The organism is Microbacterium sp., from assembly GCF_031180975.1.
GTDB lineage: Bacteria > Actinomycetota > Actinomycetes > Actinomycetales > Microbacteriaceae > Microbacterium.
Genome location: NZ_JAPSLI010000010.1, coordinates 101166 through 125831 on the forward strand (window position 1 = coordinate 101166; position 24666 = coordinate 125831).

General features: G+C 70.2%; 19 protein-coding genes. 7 read left to right on the forward strand and 12 right to left on the reverse strand.

Going from position 1 to position 24666, the window contains the following annotated elements:
• Position 1: 1 nt before the first annotated feature.
• Both RIF65_RS13380 and RIF65_RS13385 read right to left on the reverse strand, forming a co-directional pair.
• A complete protein-coding gene (locus RIF65_RS13380) occupies positions 2-952 on the reverse strand; it encodes an ABC transporter permease (RefSeq protein ID WP_309066007.1) in 951 nt (316 codons plus the stop codon).
• Between the two features lie 62 nt (positions 953-1014).
• Positions 1015-2592, reverse strand: a complete 1578-nt coding sequence (locus RIF65_RS13385; RefSeq protein WP_309066006.1) for an ABC transporter substrate-binding protein — start codon at positions 2590-2592, stop codon at positions 1015-1017.
• 298 nt (positions 2593-2890) lie between these two features.
• Here RIF65_RS13385 and RIF65_RS13390 point away from each other — a divergent pair, with 298 nt between their 5' ends.
• Complete coding sequence (locus RIF65_RS13390) at positions 2891-3964, forward strand: LacI family DNA-binding transcriptional regulator (protein ID WP_309066005.1); 1074 nt, start codon at positions 2891-2893, stop codon at positions 3962-3964.
• Between the two features lie 75 nt (positions 3965-4039).
• Here the strand turns inward: RIF65_RS13390 and RIF65_RS13395 are convergent, their stop codons facing one another.
• The 4 genes from RIF65_RS13395 to RIF65_RS13410 all read right to left on the reverse strand — a co-directional run bounded on the left by RIF65_RS13395 (position 4040) and on the right by RIF65_RS13410 (position 9696).
• Complete coding sequence (locus RIF65_RS13395) at positions 4040-5686, reverse strand: hydantoinase B/oxoprolinase family protein (RefSeq protein WP_309066004.1); 1647 nt, start codon at positions 5684-5686, stop codon at positions 4040-4042.
• On the reverse strand, positions 5683-7746 hold the full coding sequence (locus tag RIF65_RS13400; protein WP_309066003.1) for a hydantoinase/oxoprolinase family protein: 2064 nt from the start codon (positions 7744-7746) through the stop codon (positions 5683-5685). The genes RIF65_RS13395 and RIF65_RS13400 overlap by 4 nt, the downstream gene beginning before the upstream one ends.
• Before the next feature lie 62 nt (positions 7747-7808).
• Entirely contained in the window at positions 7809-8645 is an 837-nt protein-coding gene (locus RIF65_RS13405) for a PfkB family carbohydrate kinase (protein WP_309066002.1), read from the reverse strand.
• A 25-nt stretch (positions 8646-8670) separates the two neighbouring features.
• Positions 8671-9696, reverse strand: a complete 1026-nt coding sequence (locus RIF65_RS13410) for an SIS domain-containing protein (protein ID WP_309066001.1) — start codon at positions 9694-9696, stop codon at positions 8671-8673.
• 179 nt (positions 9697-9875) lie between these two features.
• On the opposite strand from RIF65_RS13410, the gene RIF65_RS13415 reads away from it, so the two are divergent.
• Positions 9876-11102, forward strand: coding sequence for a hypothetical protein (locus RIF65_RS13415; RefSeq protein ID WP_309066000.1), 1227 nt, complete (start codon positions 9876-9878; stop codon positions 11100-11102).
• On the opposite strand, the gene RIF65_RS13420 is transcribed toward RIF65_RS13415, so the two are convergent.
• From RIF65_RS13420 to RIF65_RS13430, 3 genes are all read right to left on the reverse strand, one after another.
• Positions 11062-11484: a DUF779 domain-containing protein gene (locus tag RIF65_RS13420; protein ID WP_309065999.1), complete on the reverse strand. Its 423-nt coding sequence runs from the start codon at positions 11482-11484 to the stop codon at positions 11062-11064. The two genes, RIF65_RS13415 and RIF65_RS13420, sit on opposite strands and share 41 nt — an antisense overlap.
• Positions 11485-11601: 117 nt before the next feature.
• The gene (exaC, locus tag RIF65_RS13425) at positions 11602-13149 is read right to left on the reverse strand and encodes an acetaldehyde dehydrogenase ExaC (RefSeq protein WP_309065998.1); all 1548 of its coding nucleotides are present in this window, start codon (positions 13147-13149) and stop codon (positions 11602-11604) included.
• Between the two features lie 130 nt (positions 13150-13279).
• Complete coding sequence (locus RIF65_RS13430; RefSeq protein ID WP_309065997.1) at positions 13280-14608, reverse strand: GAF domain-containing protein; 1329 nt, start codon at positions 14606-14608, stop codon at positions 13280-13282.
• Positions 14609-14751: 143 nt separating this feature from the next.
• Here RIF65_RS13430 and RIF65_RS13435 point away from each other — a divergent pair, with 143 nt between their 5' ends.
• The 3 genes from RIF65_RS13435 to RIF65_RS13445 are packed head-to-tail and all read left to right on the forward strand — an operon-like array spanning position 14752 to position 16246.
• Positions 14752-15123 (forward strand): PadR family transcriptional regulator, encoded by a 372-nt coding sequence (locus RIF65_RS13435; protein WP_309065996.1) that lies wholly within the window; start codon positions 14752-14754, stop codon positions 15121-15123.
• Positions 15120-16118, forward strand: a complete 999-nt coding sequence (locus tag RIF65_RS13440) for a hypothetical protein (RefSeq protein WP_309065995.1) — start codon at positions 15120-15122, stop codon at positions 16116-16118. Before RIF65_RS13435 ends, RIF65_RS13440 begins: the two co-directional genes overlap by 4 nt.
• Entirely contained in the window at positions 16115-16246 is a 132-nt protein-coding gene (locus tag RIF65_RS13445) for a hypothetical protein (protein ID WP_309065994.1), read from the forward strand. Before RIF65_RS13440 ends, RIF65_RS13445 begins: the two co-directional genes overlap by 4 nt.
• Before the next feature lie 19 nt (positions 16247-16265).
• On the opposite strand, the gene RIF65_RS13450 is transcribed toward RIF65_RS13445, so the two are convergent.
• The 3 genes from RIF65_RS13450 to RIF65_RS13460 all read right to left on the reverse strand — a co-directional run bounded on the left by RIF65_RS13450 (position 16266) and on the right by RIF65_RS13460 (position 20835).
• Positions 16266-17693 (reverse strand): CCA tRNA nucleotidyltransferase, encoded by a 1428-nt coding sequence (locus RIF65_RS13450; protein ID WP_309065993.1) that lies wholly within the window; start codon positions 17691-17693, stop codon positions 16266-16268.
• Positions 17694-17873: 180 nt separating this feature from the next.
• A complete protein-coding gene (locus RIF65_RS13455) occupies positions 17874-18929 on the reverse strand; it encodes an LLM class flavin-dependent oxidoreductase (RefSeq protein ID WP_309065992.1) in 1056 nt (351 codons plus the stop codon).
• 373 nt (positions 18930-19302) lie between these two features.
• A complete protein-coding gene (locus tag RIF65_RS13460; protein WP_375142201.1) occupies positions 19303-20835 on the reverse strand; it encodes a class I SAM-dependent methyltransferase in 1533 nt (510 codons plus the stop codon).
• An 88-nt stretch (positions 20836-20923) separates the two neighbouring features.
• On the opposite strand from RIF65_RS13460, the gene RIF65_RS13465 reads away from it, so the two are divergent.
• Positions 20924-22999, forward strand: a complete 2076-nt coding sequence (locus RIF65_RS13465) for a DUF6049 family protein (protein WP_309065990.1) — start codon at positions 20924-20926, stop codon at positions 22997-22999.
• Positions 22992-24608 carry a murein biosynthesis integral membrane protein MurJ gene (murJ, locus tag RIF65_RS13470; RefSeq protein WP_309065989.1) on the forward strand — a complete coding sequence of 539 codons (1617 nt, stop codon included), beginning with the start codon at positions 22992-22994 and terminating at the stop codon, positions 24606-24608. The genes RIF65_RS13465 and murJ overlap by 8 nt, the downstream gene beginning before the upstream one ends.
• Positions 24609-24666: the final 58 nt, after the last annotated feature.

The following is a 24666-nucleotide window of genomic DNA, read 5'->3' on the forward strand; positions in this document are numbered from 1 at the left end:
GTCACTGCGTCCTTCCGCGCGGGTCGAGGAACCCGTAGGCGATGTCGACCGCGATGTTGATGAGGATGAAGATGCCGGCGATGACGAGCACGATGCCCTGCACCATCGGGTAGTCGCGGCTCGTGACGCCCTCGATGAGGAGCCCGGACAGTCCCGGCCAGCTGAAGACGCGTTCGATGATGACCGTGCCGCCCAGCAGGCCGCCCAGCTGCAGGGCGGTCACGCTCAGCACCGGTGAGAGCGAGTTGCGCAGGACGTGCTTGCGGAAGACCGTGGCCTCACGGTTTCCGATCGAGCGGCCGGTGCGCACCCACTCCTGGTTGGACACGGCGAGCACCGAGGATCGGGTCATGCGCGCCACGATTCCGGTGAAGCCGATCGAGAGCGCGATCACCGGCAGGACCAGCGACTGCACGAAGTCGCCGAAATCACGCTCAGGCGGGGTGTAGCCGCCTGACGGCAGCCATTTCAGCTGGACGCCGACGAAATACACGAGAACGACGGCCGCCACGTACGACGGAACTGCCACCGCGAACGAGGTGAGCAGCAGGGTGGCCCGGTCGACGAGCCCGCCCCGGCGCGCCGCGAGGGCGCCGAGCGCGATGCCGCAGATGACGGAAACGACCGTCGCAGTGAGCACGAGCTGCAGCGTTCGCGGCAGCCGCTGCGCGATGTGGGAGATCACCGGCTCGCCGTCCTGCACCGAGGTCCCGAGGGTCCCGCCCACGATGTCGCCGAGGAAGCGCAGGTACTGCTCCCAGAGCGGGAGATTGAGGCCCATCTCCTCGCGAAGGCTCTGAACCGCCTCCTCGGTCGGTGTCGCCCCGGTGCCCGTCAGGATGAGCCGGGCCGGATCGCCCGGCACCAGCTGCATCGCCAGGAACACGACCGTTGCGACGACGAAGAGCAGGACCACACCGGCCGCCAACCGGCGGAGGATCATGAACGCCATTGCTCGTCCCTTCTCGGGGGCCGTCCGGGTGCCGCCTCACGTGCGGCGCCCGGACGACGGGCTTACTCGAAGGTCGTCTCGGCCAGCGTGTAGCCGGAGTTGAACGTGAGGAAGCCGGGGATGTTGGTGAAGCCGGACAGCGCGTCCGACAGGCCGTACGCCTGGGACCGCCATCCGAGGCCCACGATCGGTGCCGTCTGGAGGACGTACTCGCCCAGCTCGTCGTAGATCTTCTTCCGCGCGTCGGGGTCGCTCTCCGCGTGCCCCTTCGCGAGGAGGTCGTTCACCTTCGGGTCGTCGTATCCGAACGGCGCGTTCTGCGCACCGGCCGGGGTGAGGATCTGGTCGAGGAACGCCGGGTCGTTGGTGACGCCGACCGTGCCGTAGACGGCGATGTCGTAGTCTCCGGCTGCGCCGACCTCGAGGCGCGTCGGCCAGTCCGGAAGGTTCATCTCCAGCTCGATGCCGATCGCCTTGAGATCGTTCTGCACCGAGATCGCCGTGTCCTGGTGGAACGAGTACTGCGAAGAGGACAGCATCCGCGCGGTGAACCCGTCCGGGTAGCCCGCCTCGGCGAGCAGTGCCTTCGCCTTGTCGACGTCCTTCTCGTAGTAGTTCGCCTGCTCCTCGTTGTAGAACGGCGAGCTCTCCGGAATCGGCATGCCCGACAGCGGCTTGCCGACACCGCCGAGCGCCGCATCGACCACCGCCTGACGGTCGACAGCCCATGCGACCGCCTCGCGCACCTTCGGGTTGGAGAACGGCGAATCGGGGGTGGTGTTGAACAGGAGGTACATGAACGGGCCCTCCGTGGCGTCCAGAACGAGGTTGCCGGCGCCCTCCACCTGGTCGTAGCTGTTCCAGCCCACGAACGAGGTCATGTCCACGCTGCCGCTGAGCAGCGCATTGTCACGGGCCGCCTGGTCCGGGATGATCTCGAACTCGATCGTGTCGATGTGCGGCTGGTCCTCCACGTAGAAGTCGTCGAACTCCTCGACGACGAACGCGCTGCCCTTCTCGTAGCTCACGAACTTGTACGGCCCGGCGCCCACGTAGGTCGGGCCCTCCGACCCGACCTCCTCCGACGGCAGGATGGCACCGGACACATCGGCGAGGTAGCTGAGGAACGCGGCATCGGGCTGGGCGAGCTTCACCACGACCGTCAGCTCGTCAGGGGTCTCGATGGACTGGATACCCTTGGCCGCCGGGAACAGCTTGGCCACGCTGTCCGGATTCTTCATGTGCTCGAGCGTCGCCTTGACGTCCTCGCTGGTCAGGTCGCTGCCGTCATGGAAGGTGAGGCCCTCGCGCAGGTGGAACGTGAAGGTCTGGGCCTCCTCCTCGTCCCAGCTCTCCGCCAGCGCAGGAGCGACTTCGCCCTTCGCGTCGTACTGCACCAGCCCCCGGTGCAGCACCCCGTTGAGGATCATCGACGCACTGCCCTGGTTCTGCGGCGTGACGAGATTGGGCACATCGCTGTCCAGGCCGAACCGGAGGGTGGTCGGGCCGTCCCCGCCCTCTCCTCCTCCGCCGGACGAGCACGCGGCGAGTGCCGCCGCGGTCGCAGCGACGGCGACGACGCCGACCGCTCGACGCGCGGCGCGCCGCAGGGCGCCATTGCCCGTTGACCTTGTCACCATGGTGGTTCTCCTTCGTTCCCGGCCGTTGACGGCCGATGTCTGGCTGCGCCCCTCGGAAGCGCGATTCTCGGGTTTTTCGTCCGACCACCGCATCGCTGCGATAGTGCGATCCGTTGTCAGCCGCACGAACGGAGCCGTTTTTGGGAACGTTCCCGTTCTGCTATATGACACTCTCCCGCACAAATGGGAACGGTGTCAATAACCTGTCGCAGAATTGATCCGTTCGCAATGCTCGCGACCGTCACCCTGCGCCCACCTCGGTACGATGCGAGCAACCGCACCGACGAAAGCAAGGTCCATGGCTCAGCGAAACGGCTCCGTGACGATCATCGACGTCGCGCGCGAAGCGGGCGTGTCAAAGTCGGCTGCGGCACGCGTGCTGGCGCGCAGCGGCTCGGCGAGCGCGGAGACGCGAAACCGCGTGCTGGCCGCGGCTGCGAAACTGGGATACCGCCCCAACCAGCTCGCGCGGGCGATGAAGTCCGGATCGACCCGCACGATCGGCGTCATCCTCCCCGACGTCGCGAGCGCGTTCTTCTCGGCGGTCCTGCGCGGCCTCACCGACTCGGCGCGCGCGGCGGGTTTCGAAGTGCTGGTCAGCAACACGGACAACGACCCGGACATCGAGGCCAGTTCGATCGACCTGCTCGCCGAGAAGCGCGTCGACGGCATCGTCGTAGCGCCCGTGTTCCAGGAGCAGCCCTCGGCGATCCTCGAGATCGCCGACGAAGGAGTCCCCTTGGTGCTGCTGGACCGCCGGATGCCGCAACTGGAACACCTCCCGCTCGTCTGCGTCGACCACGCGGATGCCAGCCGTCAGGCGACGGCTGCCCTCCTGGCCCTGGGACACACCCGGATCGCCCTCATCACCGAGACGGCACGCACCCTCGGTGAACTGCAGGAGCTCTCCGCCTCCTCCGACCTCTCGCTCCTGCGCCCCTCGGCGCAGCGCGCCATCGGGTACCTGCGCGCGTTGGCTGCGGCGGGGATCGGACCGGACGACGCCGTGCTGGTCAGATCGGGTTATTCGGTCGAGTCGGCGAGCTCCGCCGTGACCGCCTTCCTCGAAAGCGGCGTGCGGGTCACCGCCGCCCACGCGACGGACGCGGTGCTCACTTCCGGCGCGTACAGGGCGTTCGGCACTCATGGGCTGCGCCTCCCACAGGATCTGTCCTTCGTGGGCTTCGACGATCAGGACTGGACCACTCTGGTGCGCCCGGCCGTGTCGGTCGTCGACCAGCCGCGCCAGAGACTGGGCGCCGCCGCAGCGACTGCCCTCATCGCGGCAATACGCGGCAACCGGCCGGACGAGCTCAACGTCCGTCTCGGCGCGTCGCTACTGATGCGCGACTCCGCGGCTCCCGCGGCGTAGCGGCGCGGCCGCTCCCGCGGTCGCACGCTGACGCACGGGCAGGCGGACCCGTCCGGATCCGCCCACTCGTGATCGTCAGTCGCGATATCGCCGCGCGGTCTCGTCGCTGACCCGTCCGTCCTCGACATCCGCGTCGATCCGCTCCTGTGCGCGCCGGCCCGGGTCGCCGTAGCCGCCCGCTCCGGCGGTCTCGATGGCCGCCCACTGCCCCGGCTGCAGCACGGTGTACCCGTGGTCGATCGGGCGCGCGTCGTCGCTGAGCCGGCATCCCGCCGACGCCCCGGGGCCGCCGCCGAAGACGCCCCACGGCTGCGACTTCTGCCGGCTTGTGTCGAGCCAGAAGTGCACGTCCGGCGCTTCTACGCGGATCCGGCGCCGGATGCCCATGCCGCCGCGGTACTCGCCGATGCCGCCGGAGTCCTCGATGAACTCGTACGCCTCGACCATGAGCGGGTACTCGGTCTCCAGGCTCTCCACGGGCAGGTTCGACGTGTTCGTCATGTGCACCTGCACCCCGTCCAGGCCGTCCTTGTTGTACCGGGCGCCGCTGCCGCCGCCGATGGTCTCCAGGTAGACGAAGTCGCGCCCGCGCTCGGCGTCGTGCCCCGAGAAGTGCACGCCCGTGTTGGCGCCGTTCGACGCACCGGTGACCCGCTCGGGCACCGCCGGTGCGAGCGCCCCCTGGATGAGGTCGACGATCCGCTGGCACGTCTCGCTGCGTCCGTTCACGGCCGCCGGTGCCGAGCAGTTGATGATCGAGCCCGCCGGCGCCTCGATCGTCACCGGCCGGTACAGGCCGGCGTTGGGCGCGATGTCCGGATCGATCAGCGTCTTGATCGTGTAGTAGACGGCGGCGTACAGCCCGGTCCACACCACGTTGACGCTCGCGCGCACCTGCGGCGGGTTGCCGGAGAAGTCGAACAGCATCTCGTCGCCGCGCACCACGATGCGCACCCGCAGGGTGAGTTCGTCGTCGAGCTCGGGGCAGTCGAACCGGTCGCTGAACGTGTACTCGCCGTCCGGGAACTCGGCGATCGCGGCCCTGGTGCGGCGCTCGGTGTAGTCGAGCAGCTCGGCGCCGATCGACTCCACCGTGTCGCGCCCGTAGCGTGCGCACAGTTCGCTGTACCGGGTGAGCGCGACGCGCAGCGCGGCCTCCTGGGCGCGGAGGTCGGCGATCCGCTCCTCGGGCACCTGGCAGTTCAGGAGGATCAGCTGAAGAAGCTCCTCCTGACGCACCCCCGCCTTCACCAGGTGCACCGGGGGGATGCGGATGGCCTCCTGGAAGATGTGGGCGTGGCCGCGGTCGCCGAAGTCGGCGTGATGCGCGAGCGTCGCCGCCCACGCGGTGAGCCGGCCGTCGACGAAGATCGGAGCGGCCAGCACGATGTCCGGCAGGTGCGAGCCGCCGCCGGTGTACGGATCGTTGCCGATGAACACGTCGCCGGGCTGGATCTGCTCGGCCGTGAACCGCTTCCGCAGCGCCTCCACGATGCCCATCAGCGAGCCGAGGTGCAGGGGCGATCCGCCCTCGTCCTGGGCGATCGCCTGACCCTCCGCGTCGAAGAGGCTCGCGGTGCAGTCGCGGCGCTCCTTGATGTTGGGCGAGTAGGCCGCCTTGACCAGGGTCTCGCTCATTTCCTCCACGATCGTCGAGAACGCCGACCCGACGACCTCGACCAGCACCGGGTCCAGCCCGATGCGCTCCGTTGTCTGGCTCATGCCTCGTCTCCGCTCTCGATGATCAGGTTGCGATAGGAATCGACCCGGCACTCATCGCCGGGCAGCAGGATCGTCGTCGTGTCCATCTGCTCGACGATCGCCGGGCCGGAGATGACGTCACCCGGGGTCAGCAGGCCGCGATCGTACACCGGCGTGTCGATGTAGCCGGTGGCCGGGTCGAAGCACGTGCGGCGGATGGCGACTCGCGCCTTCTCCGGGTCGGATGCCGTCACGGGGCTCTCGTGCACGTCGAATCGCGGCGCCGCACCGCTCGCCTCCAGCCGGAAGGTCACCACCTCGACCGCGGCATCCTCGGACCGATAGCCGTACACCCGCTCGTGCGCCTCGTGGAAGAGGTCGATGATGGCGGCCACCCCATCGCGCCGGAACGAGTGGTCCTCGGGGATCTCGACGGCGAGCTCGAAGTTCTGGCCGCGATAGCGCAGGTCCATCCGGCGGACGATCGCGCGCCCCTCGGTGCCCACACCCTCCTCGGCGAACCACCGATCGGCCGCCTGGGCTAGTTCGGCGAAGACGTCGTCGACCGCTGCCGCACCGGCCTCGTCGACCGCCGCGATGCGGGTGCGCATGAAGTCGGTCTTCACGTCGGTCATCAGCAGGCCGAGCGCCGACTGGGCGCCAGGGATCTCGGGAACGACGATCCGGCGCATCCCGAGCTCGCGGGCGAGGCGCGAAGCGTGCAGCGGGCCGGCCCCACCGAAGGGCACCAAGGCGTAATCGCGGGGGTCGTACCCGCGCTGCACCGAGACCACCCGGATCGCCCTCGCCATGTTGGCGGTGACGACGCGGAGGATGCCGAGAGCGGTCTCCTCCACGCTCAGCCCGAGCGGCTCCGCCAGTCGCCGCACCGCCGCCACAGAGGCCTCCCGGTCGATCTTCATCTGACCGTTGAGCAGGTACTCGGGATTCAGCATCTGCAGCACGACGTTGGCGTCGGTGACCGCGGCGCCGTCGCCGTTGCCATAGCAGGCGGGGCCGGGGAAGGCGCCGGCGCTCTGCGGGCCGACGCGCAGGTGGTTGCCGCTGTCGATCCACGCCAGCGAGCCGCCGCCGGCTCCGACGGTGTGGATGTCGAGCATCGGCGAGCGCACCGGCCGTCCGTCGAGCTCCATGCCCGCGGTGACCTTGGGACGGCCCTCCTGCACCAGGGAGATGTCGGAAGAGGTTCCCCCCATGTCGAAGGTGATGATGTCGGGGAACCCGGCCGCCGCGCAGATCTGCGCCGCGCCGACGACGCCTGTGCTGGGCCCGGAGAGCACCAGTCGCACCGGCATCGCCTCGGCGGTGTGGAACGGGATGACGCCGCCATTGCTCTGGGTCACGTGTGGCACGGCGCGCAGGCCGCGCTCGGCGAGCACGGCGCGCAGCCGGGACAGGTAGTTGGCCACGACCGGGCCGACATAGGAGTTCGTGACCACCGTAGAGAGCCGCTCGTACTCGCGGAACTCGGGCAGCACGTCGCTGGAGAGCGAGACGTACACGCCGGGGTACTCCTCGGCGATGATCTCGGCGATGCGCCGTTCGTGGGTCGGGTCGAGGTAGCTGTACAGCAGGCAGACCGCGATCGCCTCCACCTCGGCGTCGCGCAGCTCGCGCACCGCGCGGCGGACGTCGTCCTCGTCGAGCGGCACCTCCACCGCTCCGGTGTGGCGCATCCGCTCGGTCACCTCTTTGCGCAGGCGCCGCGGGACGTGGGGCTCGGGCTTGTCCGCCTGGGGGTCGTACATCGAGGGCCGGCGTCCGCGACCGAGCTCCAGGAGATCGCGGAAGCCACGCGTGGTGATCAGACCGGTGGTGGCGCCGCGGCCCGTGAGCAGGGCGTTCGTGCCGACCGTCGTCCCGTGCGCGAAGTAGGCCACCTCGTCGATCTCGCGCCCGCCCATCTGGTCGAGGATCTCGGTGACCCCCTGGACGATCGCCCGGCCGGGGTCGTCCGGTGTGCTCGACACCTTGCGCACGTGGATGCGCGCGGTCTCTTCGTCGAATGCGCACACGTCCGTGAACGTGCCGCCCGTATCCACGCCGATTCGCAGGCTCATGGCGTTCCCGCTCTCCTTCTGGTTCTCTTCGCTGAGTGGTTCTTCGTGATCGGCCGCCGCCGTCAGGCGGGAGTCGTCCTGGGCTGCGCCACGGATGCCGGATCGAACGGCATCCCGCGGCCGAAGGCGCCGTGCACCTGACAGACCTGGGCGGCGTGGGCGCTCGCCGCGGCGAGCGTCGCCGGCAGCGCGCGCCCTGTGCCCAGGCCGACCAGCAGTCCGGCGATGAAGGCGTCGCCCGCGCCGAGCGTGTCGACCGGGCTGACCAGGTCGGCCGGCTGATGGTGCACGAGGTCCCCCGCCCCGACGTACGCGCCGGCCTCGCCGCGCGTGACCAGCACGTGCTCCGCCCCGGCACGCCGTCCCGCGCGCACCAGCTCCTCGGCCTCGGGCTCGGTGAGGTGTCCTCCCGAGAAGCAGGCCAGATGCAGGTGCCGCAGGTACGGCTCGACCCGGTCGAACTCGAACCGGCTGCCGAAATCGAACGAGACCTTCGTCCGCTCCGCGATCTCGGGCACTCGCGGCAGCAGGGTCCCGGCGTACCCGGAGTGCACCACGTCGTAGCGGCGCATCAGCTCGAGCTGGTCGTCGTCGAGCTCGAACAGCGCCGTGGTGCGGTCGGAGCGCAGGAAGACCCGGTCGTTGTCCCGCAGCTCCACGTCCGCCGTCGCGTTGGGCCCGTCGCCCACCCGCACATGCGAGACGTCCACGTGCTCGGCGGCCAGCGACGACAGCAGGTGCCGACCGACGTCATCGTTGCCGACCACGCCGAGATAGCCGGCGTGCACACCCATGCGTGCCGCGAACACGGCGACGTTGACGGCGTTCCCGCCGGGGAACTGCGTCGACAGGTGCAGATATCGATCGGAGACGTTGTCGCCTGCGCCGAGGAGCTTCATGGTCCGGTCCTTCTCGCGGTTGATCTCAGTACGCGACCTTGTACATGTACCGGCGCTGCGACGTGTCGTGACCGCGGCGAGCCGCCACGTGATCGAGCACGCGGCGCTCGGCGCTCATCAGCGCGATGACGCTGAGGTCGGGGCGAGCCTCGGCCGGGATGCCGGGGAGCGAGAACGCGGTCGTGTCGACGGCGGCGGAGTTCGGCGTGTACCGCTCGGCGAAGCTGATCACGCGCTCTCCGAGCGGCCGGCTGGCATCCTCAGCGACCAGGGTGATCACCGTGGCACCGTCCACCACCATCTCCAGCGGCCCGTGGAAAAAGTCGCCGGCGTTGATGGCGGCGGAGTTCATCCAGCTCATCTCCTGGAAATAGCACCACGCCATCATCTTGGCCATGCCGTAGGCGGGCCCGCCGCCGACGATGTAGCTCAGGGGGGCGTCAGCGAGCAGATCGGCGATGCGCTCGCCGGCATCCGCCACCTCATCCTTGACAGCCCGCAGGGCACCCGGGAGCGCGGGGATGCCGGCGCGGAGCTGGGCCGCCTTCTCCGGGGCCCCGTAGTGCTCGAGCAGCGCAGCGGCGAGCTGGGCGTTGTGCACGAGCTTCGGCTCGGTGATCGTGATGGTCTCCGGATAGTCGAGGTGGACGTCACCCGTGCGGCTCAGCCCGTTCTCGCCCTGGCGGGAGATCGAGGCCACGAGGGCGCCCTTGGCCTTGGCGAACTCCGCGGCCGCTGCGGTCTCGGGGGTGTTGCCGGAGTGGGATGCGGCGATGACCAGTGCGCGCTCGTCGAGACCAACCGGGTTGCGCGAGGTGAGCTCGGCGCTCGTGATCCGCTGGGTGGCGATCCCGGACGCGTAGCGGTCGAGGAGGTCGAAGGCGGGGAACGTGCCGAAGTGCGAGCCGCCGCAACCGACGAGGTAGACGCGCTCGACGCCGCGCTCGACCGCGCGCTCGACGATCGCACGCGCCTTGTCGTCCTGGTCGACCGCGTGCTGCACACAGGCCTCGAAGTCGTCGGGGACGGGAACCAGATCACTCATCGTCATTCATGCCTTCGCTCGGAGTTCGTGTTTGGGAACGATCCCAATAGGTACCCTGGCGCAGTTTGGGAACGGTGTCAAGAGTTCGTTCGCAATCGACCCATGAGCGCCGGCCACCTTCGCCGATCCCGATCGCCGACCCTGCCCGGTACCGTGGACCTCATGCGCGCACGGAGGCCACCACGATGACCGCTCCGCACAGCGGCGCCCGACCGCAGCCGACGGGACCCGTGTTCGACGCCCGGCCGCTCATCGACCCGGTCGATCCGCACGCGGTGGCGGCGTTCGGGCGCGAGATGCGCGCCAAGCACCCCACGCCGACGTGGACGGTGGTCGTGTGGGTGATCCTCGCGGCGGTGATGGCGATCTTCGTCCTGCCGATGCTGGTCGGGATCGTCCTCATCGTCGGGTCGGTCTTCTCGGACGCCGGGCACGTGTCGGCGGCCGCCATCCTGCCGGCGATCGTCATCGTCGCGGTGATCGTGGTCGGAGCGGTGGTGGGCATCGCCTCCTGGCGGCGCGCTCGCGAGCAGCGGTACCGCATCGCACGCTTCGCCCAGGCGAACGGGATGGCGTACGAGGACCGCGTGGTGGAGCCCGCGCTTCCGGGCATGATCTTCCAGCACGGCTCGGGACGGATGTCCTCATCGCTGGTCCGCGGCCACCACCCGCGGTTCGTGGAGTTCGGCAATTACCAGTACACGGTCAAGCACGGCAAGAGCTCGACCACCTACCGGTGGGGCTACGTCGCGGTGAAGCTGGACGTGCCATTGCCGAACATCGTGCTGGACGCGGTCGGCAACAACGGCCTGGGCTCCAACCTCCCGACGTCGTTCTCGAAGGACCAGCGACTCTCGCTCGAGGGCGACTTCGACCGCTACTTCCAGCTGTACTGCCCGCAGGGGTACGAGCAGGACGCGCTCTACCTGTTCACGCCCGACATCATGGCGCGGTTCATCGACCACGCCGCGGAGCTCGACGTCGAGATCGTCGACGACTGGATGTTCCTGTACATGCAGCGCCCGGTCTCGACCACGGACCCGGCGACCTGGGCGTGGCTGTTCGGCGCGGTCGGCGCGCTGATGACGAAGTTCGACCAGTGGGCGCGGTGGCGCGACGATCGGCTGCGCGAAGCGCTGGCCGCACAGCAGGCACAGCCGGCGCAGCCGGCGCAGCAGGCGCAGCAGGCGGATCCGACCCAGCTCTCCGCTCAGGCCGGCCCTCCGGCATCCGTTCCGTCCGCCGCACCCACAACCGCACTCCCCTTCGCTCCGCCCGCCGGCATGCTCACGCCTCCGCCGCCCGGGGTCGCGCCGGAAGGCCGGCGTCTGAAGAAGAGCACGCCGTGGTTCGCCATCCTGGTGTTCGCCCTCACTGTGATCGGCTGGCTGTGGATGCAGTTCCAGCGCTGAGCCCGAAGTAGCGCAGTTCCGCGTCGTTCAGCATCCGCGACCGGATGAGGAACCTCTTGCCGGTGGGTCCCTCGACACTGAATCCGGCGCCGCGTCCGTCGACGACGTCGATGGTGAGGTGCGTGTACTTCCAGTACTCGAACTGCGACTCCGACATGTACACCTCGACAGACTCGATCCCGTCGATCTCCAGCGCACCGAGCCGCACATCGCTCGGCCCGGTCAGGAACATCCCGACCGGGTAGCACATGGGCGACGACCCGTCGCAGCAGCCGCCCGACTGATGGAACATGAGTGGCCCGTGCTGAGCGGTGAGTTCACGGATGAGCGCTGCGGCGGCATCCGTCACGTCGACGCGTTGATGGCGGCCGATGCTGACCATGTTGACGACCTTTCGCCGTCCGGTCGTTGAGCGAGGAGCGAAGCGACGAGACGAAACGCCTCCGTCGGGGTGCGTTTCGTCTCGCTTCGCTCGCTCAACGACCGCGGTGGATGCGGATCAGAAGAAGCCCATCGGCCCCGGTGCGTACGACACCAGCAGGTTCTTGGTCTGCTGATAGTGCTCGAGCATCATCCGGTGGTTCTCACGCCCGACGCCGGACTGCTTGTACCCGCCGAACGCGGCGTGCGCGGGGTACTGGTGGTAGGTGTTCGTCCACACCCGGCCGGCCTGGATCGCCCGCCCCGCGCGGTAGGCGGTGTCGCCGTTGCGGCTCCACACCCCCGCACCGAGCCCGTACAGGGTGTCGTTGGCGATCGAGATCGCGTCATCGAAGTCCGCGAAGCTCGTCACCGACAGCACCGGGCCGAAGATCTCCTCCTGGAAGATCCGCATGTCGTTGGTGCCCTCGAACACCGTCGGGGTGACGTAGTAGCCGTCGCTGAGGTCGCCGCCGAGGTCGGCCCGCTCGCCGCCGGTGAGCAGCTTCGCCCCGCCCTCCTTTCCGATCGCGATGTACGACAGGATCTTCTCCAGCTGGTCGTTCGACGCCTGCGCGCCGATCATCGTCTCGGGGTCCAGCGGGTTGCCCTGCTTGATCCGGGAGACCCGCTCAAGGCCGTCCGACAGGAACGAGTCGTAGATCGAGCGCTGGATGAGCGCCCGCGACGGGCAGGTGCACACCTCGCCCTGGTTGAGGGCGAACAGCGTGAAGCCCTCGAGTGTCTTGTCGTAGAACGGGTCGTCCGCTGCGGCGATGTCCTCGAAGAACACGTTCGGGCTCTTGCCGCCCAGTTCGAGGGTGACCGGGATGATGTTCTGCGACGCGTACTGCATGATCAGCCGGCCGGTGGTGGTCTCACCAGTGAAGGCGATCTTGCGGATGCGCTTGTGCTGCGCGAGCGGTGCACCCGCCTCGATCCCGAACCCGTTGACGATGTTCACCACGCCCGCCGGCAGCAGGTCGCCGATGATGTCGAACAGGAACATGATCGACGCCGGCGTCTGCTCGGCGGGCTTGATGACCACGCAGTTTCCCGCGGCGAGCGCCGGCGCCAGCTTCCACGTCGCCATGAGGATCGGGAAGTTCCACGGGATGATCTGACCGACCACACCCAGCGGCTCGTGGAAGTGATAGGCGACGGTGTTCTCGTCGAGCTGGCTGATGCCGCCCTCCTGCGCCCGCAGCACGCCGGCGAAGTAGCGGAAGTGGTCGATGGCCAGCGGGATGTCGGCGGCGAGCGTCTCGCGCACCGGCTTGCCGTTCTCCCACGTCTCGGCGACGGCCAGCTGTTCGAGGTTCTCCTCCATGCGGTCGGCGATGCGGTTGAGGATGACGGCGCGCTCGGCGGGGCTGGTACGGCCCCAGCTCTCGAACGCCTTCCAGGCGACATCGACGGCGCGATCGATGTCCTCGGCGGTGCCTCGCCCGACCTCGCAGAACGGCTTGCCGTTGACGGGGCTGATGTTCTCGAAGTACTGCCCCTTCGCCGGCTCGACGAACTCGCCGCCGATGTAGTGCCCGTAGCGCGACCGGTACTGCGCCGGCGAACCCGGCTGCCCCGGGGCGGCGTACGCGGTCGACACGCTCTCTTCGACGATGGTCATGTGCGTCTCCTTCGACAGTCCGCGGCCTCGATGCCGCGGGTTCGTGTGGGTCGAAGGTAGGACGGCGCACGTTGCACGTGGGTGCGCAACGTTGCATCCGGTTGCGGCCGCAGGCGGATGCCGGGGCCGCTCAGCCCCGCTCGAGCTTCTCGATGCGCGTGACCAGCGCCGCCCGTCGCGGCGATCGCGCGGGCAGCATCTCCAGGCAGAGCCGCAGCACCTCGAGGTCGTCGGCGCCTTCGGGGATGTCCGCATAGGCGAGCAGCACCTCGACGCTCGCCTCGGTCAGCATCGCCTCACGGAGGATGCCGCGGACGCTGTCCCGGAACTCCTCGACGCCGGGTGCCGTCGAGTCGGGCAGCACTGGTCCACGATAGGCGGACAGCGCGACGCGATGCGCGCCGCGGTCGAGCAAGGACAGCACGTTCTGCGCGTCGGTCTCCAGCGGCACGGGCAGCCGGTATGGCCGGGACTGGGGCGCCAGCTCGGGCGCGATGCGCTCCAGCACCTTGCGCAGCCGCACCATCTCGGGCCGCAGCGTGTCGGGTGACGAGCCCTCGCCGTACACCAGTTCGCTGAGCCGTTCCGCCGACAGCCCCTGCCGGTGGACGGCGAGCATGAGCAGGATCTCGGCGTGCCGGGCGGTCAGCTCGACCACGGTCTCCGAATCCTCTGCACCGGCCTCCAGCCGGGCGCGATCCCGGCCCAGCACGCGCAGCGTCGCCTGCCGCAGCGCCTGCGGCCGCCGGGCGGGCGCCCTGCGGGATGCCGGCTGCTCGGCGCGGGCGCGCAGCCGCGCTACGAGGAGCTCCGCCTCGACCGCCTTGACCGTCGCGTCGACCAGCATCCGTGCGTGCGGGGTCGCTGCCTCGTTGCCGCCGGTGACGTCGATGACGCCGAGGATCCGGCGCGTCTCGGGGTCGAGCACCGGTGCCGCCGTGCACGACCAGGGCTGCACCAGCCGGTTGTAGTGCTCTGCCTGGTGGATCTGCACCGGGGCGCCGAGGGCCAGCGCCGTGCCCGGAGCCGCGGTGCCGACGGTCGTCTCCGACCAGTTGGCGCCCTCCACGAAGCCCATCTCGCCCGACAGGACGCGCTGGTGCACGTCGCCCTCGACCCAGAGCAGTCGCCCGGCGTGGTCACCGACGGCCACGATGACGCCGGACTCCTCCGGCGCTCCGGGGAGCAGCAGGGTCCGGATCAGGTCCATCGCGCCGGCGAGCGGATGCGAGGTGCGATACTCCTCCAGCGCTTCGCGCGTGAAGTCCAGCGGCGGCAGCCCCTCGGCGCCGACGCGGTTCTGCCAGGCGCGTTGCCAGGACGCGCGCACCAGCGGGCGCACGTGCTGCAGCCGGGTGTCATCCAGGTTGCCGGCGACGAGTTCCTCGTGGGCGCGCTCGATGAGCAGGCGGGACGCCTCGGGCGAGACGTGACGCGACGAGGACCAGGGCGATGACACGGCGACTCCGTTCGGCGCTGAACGCGTGCCCCCAGTGTAGGTCGGCACACCGCGACGCGGGCATGAATCGTCTTTGGCACACTACTGCGCAAGGCGTGGTAGTGTGCACGACAACGCACCATCGTGGTGCGGGAGGGGGAGCGATGGACACCACGCAGTTGCTCAAGGGAGTGCTCGACCTCGCGGTCCTCGCCGTGGTGCGCGACGAGGACGGTTACGGCTACGACATCGTCCGCCGCCTGCGGGACGCCGGCATCGGCGATGTCGGCGACGCCTCCGTGTACGGCACCCTGCGCCGCCTGTACTCGGGCGGCGCGCTGTCGAGCTACGTGGTGCCGTCCGACGGCGGCCCGCACCGCAAGTACTACGCGATCAACCCCCAGGGCCGGCGGATGCTGGAGGAGCAGACCGACACCTGGATCCAGTTCGCCGTGGCGATGTCCGGACTGCTCAGTCCGCACGCCGCACCGGACCCACTCGTCAAGCCTCGACCGGAAGCTGGAGCGCAGCGATGAACGACACCACCCTTTCGCCCGCGGAGCGCATCCGCGTCTTCGCCGCCGCGGTGCGGTCGGAGCTCGCGGACCTCCCCGAGGACGACCTCGAAGACCTCGTCGGCGGTCTCGTCGGTGACCTCACCGATCAGGCGGCCGACAACGGCGGTGCCATCGACCTCGGTGATCCGATCGTGTACGCGCGGGAGCTGCGCGCCGCGGCCGGGCTGCCGGAACGAACGGATGCCATGGCACAGCCGCCGCTGAGACAGCGCCTGCGCGCGGGGGTCACCGGCTACGCCTCCGACATCCGCTCCTCGCGGTTCGGCTCCTGGCTGCTCGACCTGCTCGTCGCACTGCGGCCGGTGTGGTGGGTGCTGCGCGGTCTCGGGATGTACGGTGCCATCGCGTTCCTGGTGTTCCCAGAGGAGATCAGGGAGCAGTCGCCCGACCGCTGGCTGATACTCCTCGGACTCGTGCTGCTGAGCGTGCAGTGGGGCCGCGGATATTGGCTGCCGAAGAACTGGGTGCGGCACATCCGTACCGTCGCCGGCGCCGTCGCGATCGTCGCGCTTCCGGCCCTGGCGTCGGTCGTCCTGCAACCGCAGTACGTCGACGACGGCGGATACATCCCCGAGGGCCTGCTGCTCGACGGTGTTCAGGTGGAGAACCTCTTCGTGTACGACAGCGAAGGCAACCTCCTCGATGGCGCCCAGATCTACACGGGGCGCGGCACCCCGCTCAACCTCTACGGCGCGAACAGCGCAGAGCTCGAGTTCGGATGGCAGCAGGAGGAGGGCGTGGTCAGTCTTCCGGGCACGGATCTGCGGGGCGATCCGATCTGGAACGTGTACCCGCTGCAGGTTGCGCCGTTCGACCCCACGACCGGGCAACCCGACCGTAACGATGCGGAGTCGCCGACCCCGCCGTTCGTCCGGGCTCCGCAGCGCGCGACCGCTCCGACGCCGACGCCGTCACCTACCCCCGCCCCGGGGTCCGGAGAGCCGACGCCATGACTGAGCCGAAGATCGTCTCGATCGATATCACGCATCTCGTCATCGCGGCCCTGCACGGCGACGCCGATACGCGTCCCCCACTCACCAAGCCGCGGGATCCGCATCCCGGGCCTCCCGACGGCGACTGAATCGCGGGGACTGAATCGGTCAGACCCGCGCGGCCCACCACTCCCGGAGACGCTGCTCGGCGGCATCCGGGCCGATGACGCCCTCGTCGAGCCGCAGCTCCAGCAGGAACCGGTACGCCTCGCCGACCTCCCGGCCGGGCGTGATCCCCAGAATCTCCTGAATGCGGTTGCCGTCCAGCTCAGGGCGGATGCTGTCCAGTTCCTCCTGCTCGCGCAGCTCGACGATGCGCCGCTCGATGTCGTCGTAAGCGGATGCCAGCCGCGCGGCCTTGCGCTTGTTGCGGGTGGTCACGTCGGCGCGCACCAGGATGTGCAGCCGGTCAAGCTGGTCGCCGGCGTCGCGCACGTAACGGCGGACGGCGCTGTCGGTCCAGGCGCCCTCGGCATAACCGAAGAAGCGCAGGTGCAGCTCGATGAGCCGCGCGACGGCATCCGTCGTGTCCCCGTCGAACCGCAGGGCCTGCATGCGCTTGCGGGCCATGCGCGAGCCGACCACGTCGTGGTGGTGGAAGGTGACGGCCCCGCCGGGCTCCAGCTTGCGCGTGCGCGGCTTGCCGATGTCGTGCAACAGCGCGGCCAGGCGCAGAGCCACGTCGGGGGCGGCGCCCGGGTTGCGGGCCTGCTCGAGCTCGATCGCCTGGCGGACGACGGTGAGCGAGTGCTCGTAGACGTCCTTGTGGTGGTGGTGCTCGTCGACCTCGAGGCGCAGCGCGCTCACCTCTGGCAGGAACTCCTCGATGAGTCCCGTCTCGACGAGCAGGCGAATGCCGCGGACCGGATCATCCGTCTGCAGCAGTCGCACGAGCTCCCCCTGCACCCGCTCGGGGCTGACGATCTTGAGCGTCTCGCGGAGGTCCTCGATGGCGGCCCGGGTCGCGTCGTCGACGTCGAAGCCGAGCTGGGCGCTGAAGCGCGCGGCGCGCAGCATCCGCAGCGGGTCGTCGCCGAAGCTGACGGCGGGGTCGATCGGGGTGCGCAGGATGCCGGACAGCAGATCCTCCACACCGCCGGTGGGGTCGATCAGCTTGACCTCTGGGACGCGCAGCGCCATGGCGTTGACCGTGAAGTCGCGGCGCAGCAGGTCGCCGTCGATGCTGTCGCCGAACTCGACGACCGGCTTGCGGGTGGTGCCGTCGTAGCTGTCCGCGCGGTACGTGGTGATCTCGACCTGCTCGCCCTTGACGCGGGCGCCGATGGTGCCGAAGGCGCGGCCGATGTCCCACTGCGCGCTGGACACCGGAGTGACGATCTTGAGGATGTCGTCGGGGAGTGCGTTCGTCGTGAAGTCGAGGTCGTGAGTGGTGCGGCCGAGCAGCGCGTCGCGGACCGGTCCCCCGACGACGGCGAGCTCGAAGCCGGCTGCGGCGAAGGCATCCGCGAGGGTGCGGACGACCGGATGCTGGGCGAGCGCGCCGAGACGGGAGAGGCCTTCGGCCATGTTGAGCATGGGTTCCAGGGTACCGGGGGCGGCGTGCGCGGTTTCGTGCGGCGGGTGCGCGGCGGGGCGGAGGATGCCGGATGCCCGACACCCCGGGTTGGCGCCGACACCCCGCCCTGCGAGCGTCGCCACCCGGGGGTGTCGACGGCAGGGCGGGGTATCAGTGAAGCGCGCGGGCGCGGGCCCGGGTCAGAGCGGGTAGCCCTGCACCGGCCCCTCGGTGTTCGGCTTCCAACCCAAGGCCGGGGCGACGTGCTCGGCGAAGGCCTCCAGGACGTGCAGGTTGTAGGCCGGGCCCAGCTGGTTGGGGATGGTCAGCATCAGGGTGTCGGCGGCCATCACCGCCTCGTCGGCGCGGAGCTGCTCGATCAGCACGTCGGGCTCGGCGGCGTAGGTCTTGCCGAACGTGGAGCGGAATCCGTCGATGATGCCGATCTGGTCGTGGCTGTCCTCCGACCGAAGGCCGAAGTAGGCCCGGTCGATGTCGGACACCAGCGGGAACACGCTGCGGCTCACCGACACGCGTGGCGTGCCGGTGTGGTCGGCGTCTTTGTATGCGGCGCGGAACACGTCGATCTGCTCACGCTGCAACTCGTGGAACGGCACGCCGGTCGCCTCGGTGAGCAGCGTGGAGCTCATCATGTTGAGGCCCATGCGCCCGGTCGCCTCGGCGGTGGCACGCGAGCCGGAGCCCCACCAGATGTGGTCGCGCAGCGTCGGCGACTGCGGCTCGATGTGCAGGTACTGGCCGGGACCGACCATGCGCGGGTCGCCGGGCGCGATGCGCTCGCCGTCGATCGCGCGCAGGAACAGGTCGAACTTCTCGCGGGCCAGCACACTCCCGCGCTCCGCGTCCTCGGCATCCGTGTATCCGAACGCCTCGTACCCGCGCAGCGCCGTCTCGGGTGACCCGCGGCTCACGCCGAGCGCGATGCGGCCGTCGGCGATCAGGTCGAGGGCGGCCGCCTCCTCGGCGAACTGCAGCGGATTCTCATATCGCATGTCGATCACGCCGGTGCCCACCTCGATGCGCTGAGTGCGTGCCGCCATCGCCGACAGCAGCGGCATCGGCGACGCCGCCTGCCGGGCCCAGTGGTGCACGCGCACGTACGCGCCGTTGACGCCGAGCTCGTCGGCGCCCTCGGCGATCTCGATCGTCTGGCGCAGCATGTCGCCCGCAGTGCGGGTCACGGAACCGGGCACATCCGCGTAGTGCCCGAAGGAGAGGAAGCCGAAAGCCTTCATGCTGTATGCGAACGCATGGAGCCGGCGCGGTATTCCGGGCCGTCGACGTCCGGCATCCGCTCCTCAACCGCCCCCGTCCGCTCGTCAGCACCGGCATCCGCCGCTCAGGTCGCAGACGATGCCGCTTTCGCGCCTCCAGAACGGCAGAAATCGCGACCCGAGCGGGCGAGCCTGCCCCTGAACGGCAGAAATCGCGACCCGAAGCGCTCGACAGGACCGGCACGCCGAGCTCGCAGGCATCCGCCGCTCAGGTCGCAAAAAGTGCCGCCTTCCCGCGCCCAGAGCGGCAGATTTCGCGACCCGAGCGCCGTAGTCCGCCCGTAACCGGCAGATTTCGCGACCCGAGCGCCGCCGCGCGCCCTCGTGCCGACGGTCAGGCTGGCGGGACGAGGAAGCCGTCCACCACCAGGGCGCGGATGCGGGGCTCGAGGTCGGCCCACAGGTCGGCGAGCGGCACGTCGAAGAGGTCCGCGAGCGCGGCCACGATCTGCGACACGGTCAGTTCGCCGTCGCACGCTCCGACGAAGCCGGCGAGGCCGGGGTCGACCGACACCGTGCGCCCGAACCCGCCGCCCTGCCGCAGCTCGATGACGCGGGGGTCGTCGTCGCCGGGCATGAAGTGCCGCGCCTCGGTCACGTCCGGCGCGACCACCAGGGTCGACGGGATGCCGTCGGCGAGCCGATCGTGCGCGGCGAGGCCCGCGGCGAGCGCACGGCCGAGGTTCGACACCGGCTGGGCGATCCGCTCGAACCGGCGCAGCCGCTCACCGACTCCTCCGCGGGGCCCGGAGACTCCACCCCGCCGTAGCAGAATGTATCCGAACCCGACCGCTGTGACCTCCCGCTCGGCGAAGTCGTCGAGCCACGCCGACAGCATGCGCGTGAACGCAGCATCCCGGGGCAGCGTGCCTCCGTCGCGGATCCACAGCTCCGCGTAGCCGAGCGGCGTCAGCTGCTCGCGTTCGATCACCCAGGCGTCCAGGTCGTCGCGCACCCAGGACCGCAGCCGGTCGAGTCCGTCCTGACCGCCGCGGGACTCCCAGTTGCCGAGCAGCTGGGCGATCCCGCCCGACGCGAGATGCTCGGGCACGGTGCGGATGAACCGCTCCACCAGCGCGTCGCCGACCAGACCGCCGTCGCGGTACTCGTACTCCGGCACGCCGGCCACCCGCGGCGTGATCACGAACGGCGGGTTCGACACCACCAGGTCGAACGTCTCGCCGGCGACCGGCTCGAACAGGCTGCCGAGCCGGAACTCGATGTCGCGCACGCCGTTCAGCTGCGCGTTCAGCTCGGCGAAGGCGAGGGCCCGCTCCGAGATGTCGGTGGCGATCACGTGTCCCGCGTGCCGGGAGACGAGCAGAGCCTGGATGCCGCATCCGGTGCCCAGGTCGAGCGCGCGGTCCACCTCAGCGGGGACGACCAGCTCGGCGAGCGTCCGGGACGCGCCGCCGACGCCGAGCACGTGATCGGCGGGCAGGGATCCGCCCAGGGCCACCTCGTCGAGATCGCTCGCGATCCACCACTCGCCCACGCCGTCGGCATCCACGAACGACTGCGGCCGGATCAGCGCCTCCGGCACCACCTTCGCCCCGTCGATGCGGCCGAGTCCGAGCGCCAGCATCCCGTCCACGCCGAGACGCGGCAGCGCGCGCTCGACCGCGGGCAATGGCTGCGGCATCCCGAGCACCCACAGCCGTCCGAGCGTGGGAAGCGGGTCGTCGCGCAGGCCCAGCGCACGCAGCACCGGCTCCCACAGACCGCGCCCGAGCGCGTCGTCGGCCTCCTCACCCCACAGTCGGCGCAGGGGGTCCGAACGGAAGTCCGCAGCTCCGAGATCGGCGGCGAGCGCCTCCGCGAGGCGCGCGTCGGGGCGGGGGTGGGCTCGGTCCGGCACGGCCGTCACTCTACGCGCCTTCAGGGTTCGCCGCGGCCCGCGGCCTAGAATCAGGGGCGTCGGCGCACCCGCCATCCCCGGCGGCCGACCAGAACCTATGACTGCGTCCCTCCCCCGCATCGGCATCCGTCCGCGTGCGCAGCGGCTGCTGAGCCGGCTCGCCGCGGCGCTCGTCATCGGCGCACTCGCGTTCGGCGGGGCGGCTCCGGCCCACGGCGCGGCCGAGGAGGCGGCCGAGGATGCCGGTGCGGTCGAACTGACCGTCACGACCGGCAACGGAGCGCCCACGGCGCCGGGCGGTCCGCTCACCGGCGGCATCGACCTGACGAACCGCACCGAGTCGGCGCTCAGCGCGGGGGCGGTCACGGTCGAACTGAACCGCACGGCGATCACCGACAGCAGCGCCCTGGAGGCCTGGCTCGAGGGCGGCACGGCATCCGGGGTGTTCGAGACGATCGCCGTCCAGCCGACGCCGGCGGTCGAGTCGGGATCCTCCACGAGCGCCGACCTGCTGGTCAGCGCGCCCGAGCTGGGAGCCCTCCGCCCCGGCGTCTATCCGGTGCGGGCGCGGCTCTCCGGCGCGAGCATCGACGGGGAGGACGGCCCGGTCGCTCAGCACGCCGCCTCGACCACTGTGCTGGTGATCTCCGACGCGGTACGTCGCACAGGGGTGCTGATCCCGATCACGGCCACACCCGAGGACGGCGCCCTGCTCACCTCCGACGAGCTCGCCGAACTGACCGGCGACGGCGGGGCGCTCGCCGGCCAGCTCGACGCGGTCGCCGGCACGACGGCCATCCTCGCGGTCGACCCCGCGATCCCCACCGCGATCCGGATGCTGGGAACGCGCGCCCCGGCGTCGGCGGTCGACTGGCTCGAACGGCTCGAGTCGCTGCCCAACGACGTCTTCCTGCTGCAGTTCGGTGACGCGGATGCTGCGGTGCAGGCACACGCGGCGCAGCCGACGCTGCTCGCACCGCAGGACCTCTCGCCGCTTCTGCAGGAGTCGGACTTCCCCCCGCCCACGACCGCCCCGACCCCGTCGCCCTCGCCCAGCACCACCCCGGAGCCTGCCGTCCCCGACAACGCGGAGCTCGCCGCACTGCGGGGTGCGACCGACGGCATCCTCTGGCCGCGGGGCGAGGTCACCGCCGACGACCTGGCCACCTTCTCCGGCTACATCGGCGAGCGGCTCACCACCGTGCTGCCCTCCTCGTCGGTCGACGGAGCGACCGGCGCCCACGCGACCGCGGGTGAACACGACCTGCTGATCACCGACGCCCCGGCGTCGGCCCGGCTGTCGTCGGCGGTCGCGCAGCAGAACGGTGCGTCCCGCGACCGTGAGCTCACCGCCGTCACCGCGCATCTCATGCTCGGTGCACAGGGTCCGACCACGGTGCTGCTCGGCCTCGACCGTTCCGAGACCCGGTCGCCGGTGGCCCTGCGCGCCGCGCTCACCGCCTTCGCCGCCCCCGGCGTGACGCTGCCGGCGCTGCGCGGCGAGCCCGCCGCATCCGTCACAGTGCACGGGGAGCCCGACGCCGCCCGCGCCGAGGCGCTGACCGCGATGCTCGCCGACGAGCAGCGGCTGGTGACGTTCTCGACCGTGCTGGAGGAGCCGTCGCTGCTGCTGGCCCCGCACCGGATTCGCATGCTGCGGGCGATCGGCGCCGGCCTCGGCGAGGAGGAGTTCTCGGCCGCGAGCGCAAGGCTGGCGCAGCGCACGATCGACACGCTCAACGCCGTGAGCGTGCAGCAGCCGAAACCCGTGCAGCTGTTCACCTCGGCTGCCCCGCTGCCGGTGTGGGTGCGCAACGATCTGCCGTGGCCGGTGAAGGTCTCGCTGTCCAGCCAGCCGTCGGACCCCCGGCTCGACATCCAGCCGCTGACCGAGGTGGAGGCGCTGGAGTCGAGCAGCACCCGGGTGGACGTGCCGATCGAGGCGCGTGTCGCCAGCGGCGAGGTGCAGGTGACGTTCCGGCTGTTCAGTCCGACCGGGGTGCCGGTGGGGCAGCCGACGACGGCCGACGTCACGCTGCGCGCCGACTGGGAGGGCATCGGCCTGGTCATCCTGGGCGGGCTGATCAGCGTGCTGTTCGTGCTCGGCCTGGTGCGCACCGTGCTGCGCCGGCGCCGGGTGGATGCGGCGGCGACGAAGGGAAACGATGAGTAGTCTCGGCCGCGCCAGCGCCATCCTCGGCGCGGGGACGCTGGTTTCCCGCATCACCGGGCTGCTGCGCACCATCGTGCTGCTGGCGGCGATCGGCTCCCTCGGGCGGGCGAGCGACGCGTTCAGCGTGGCCAACCAGCTGCCGAACAACGTGTTCACGATCATCCAGACCGGCATCCTCACCGCGGTGATCATCCCGCAGATCGTGCGCTCCGCCGGCCACAAGGACGGCGGGCAGGCGTTCATCTCCAAGCTGTTCACGCTCGGCACCGTCGTCTTCCTGGGCGCCACCGCCGTTGCGGTGCTGGTCGCGCCCGGGCTGGTGTTCCTGTACGCCAAGGGGTTCACGCCCGACCAGCTCGCGCTGGCGACCGCGTTCGCGTACTGGTGTCTGCCGCAGATCCTGTTCTACGGGCTGTACGCGCTGATCGGCGAGACGCTCAACGCCAAACGGGTGTTCGGTCCGTACACCTGGGCGCCGATCGCGAACAACGTCATCTCGATCGCCGGCTTCCTGCTGTTCATCGCCCTGTTCGGCGACAACCGCAACCGCGTGGAGATGTGGGATCCGACCATGATCGCCGTGCTCGGCGGCACCGCGACCCTCGGCATCGCCGTGCAGGCGGGTCTGTTGTTGGTCGCCTGGCGGCGCACCGGTCTGCACCTGCGCCCCGACTTCGCCTGGAAAGGGGTCGGCCTGGGCGACATCGGCCGCCTCGCCGGCTGGACGTTCCTGATGGTGATGGCCGGGCAGCTGGCCGGTCTGGTTCAGTCGACCATCGTCTCCGAGGCGTCCGGTGACCACCCCGCCGGGACGATCATGATGGCGGCCTGGCTCGTGTTCATGCTGCCGTACTCGATCTTCGCGGTCTCGATCGGCACCCCCTATTTCACGCAGATCTCCGAGCATGCGTCGGCGGACAAACATGACGAGGTCCGCGGCGACGTGGCCCGCTGCATCCGTGCGGTCGCGCTGTTCATCGTCGTCTCCACGGTTGCGCTGGTGGCGGCATCCGTCCCCGCGACCCGCATCTTCACCGACAGCGGCGCGCAGGCGGTGCAGGCGGCACCCGTCCTCATCGCCAACCTCGTGGGCCTGCTGCCGCTCTCGGTGCTGTTCATCGTGCAGCGCACGTTCTACGCCTACGGCGACACCCGCACCCCGTTCTGGATCACCGTGGTGCAGTGCACGCTTATCGTGCTGTCCGCGCTGATCGCCCCGCTGATCGTCCCGCTCAGCCAGCTCGCCGCCGCGATCGCGCTCGGGCAGTCGCTGGCGTGCCTCGTTCAGACCCTCATCGCCATCTGGATGCTGCGCCGCCGGCTCGGCGGCCTCGAACTCCCGTCGATCCTGGTGTCGCTCGGCCGCTTCACCCTGGCCGCGATCCCGGCCTGCCTCGCGGGCTGGGGCGTGTACCTGCTGCTGGGCGGAGCGGACGGATGGATCGTCGCGGATCCGGGCGCCGTGGCGGGCCGTGTGTTCGGCGCGATCGGCACCGGGATCGTCGGCGGAGCGACCGTGCTGGTCTACCTCGCCGTGCTCGCCCTGCTGCGGGCACCCGAGATGAGCGTGGTCTCCGGGTTCGCGAAGAAGTTCCTGCCGGGCCGCTGAACACCTTCGGTAACGCGGAATGCGGCGCGGTTACCATGGGTTGAAGCAGTCGAGGCGT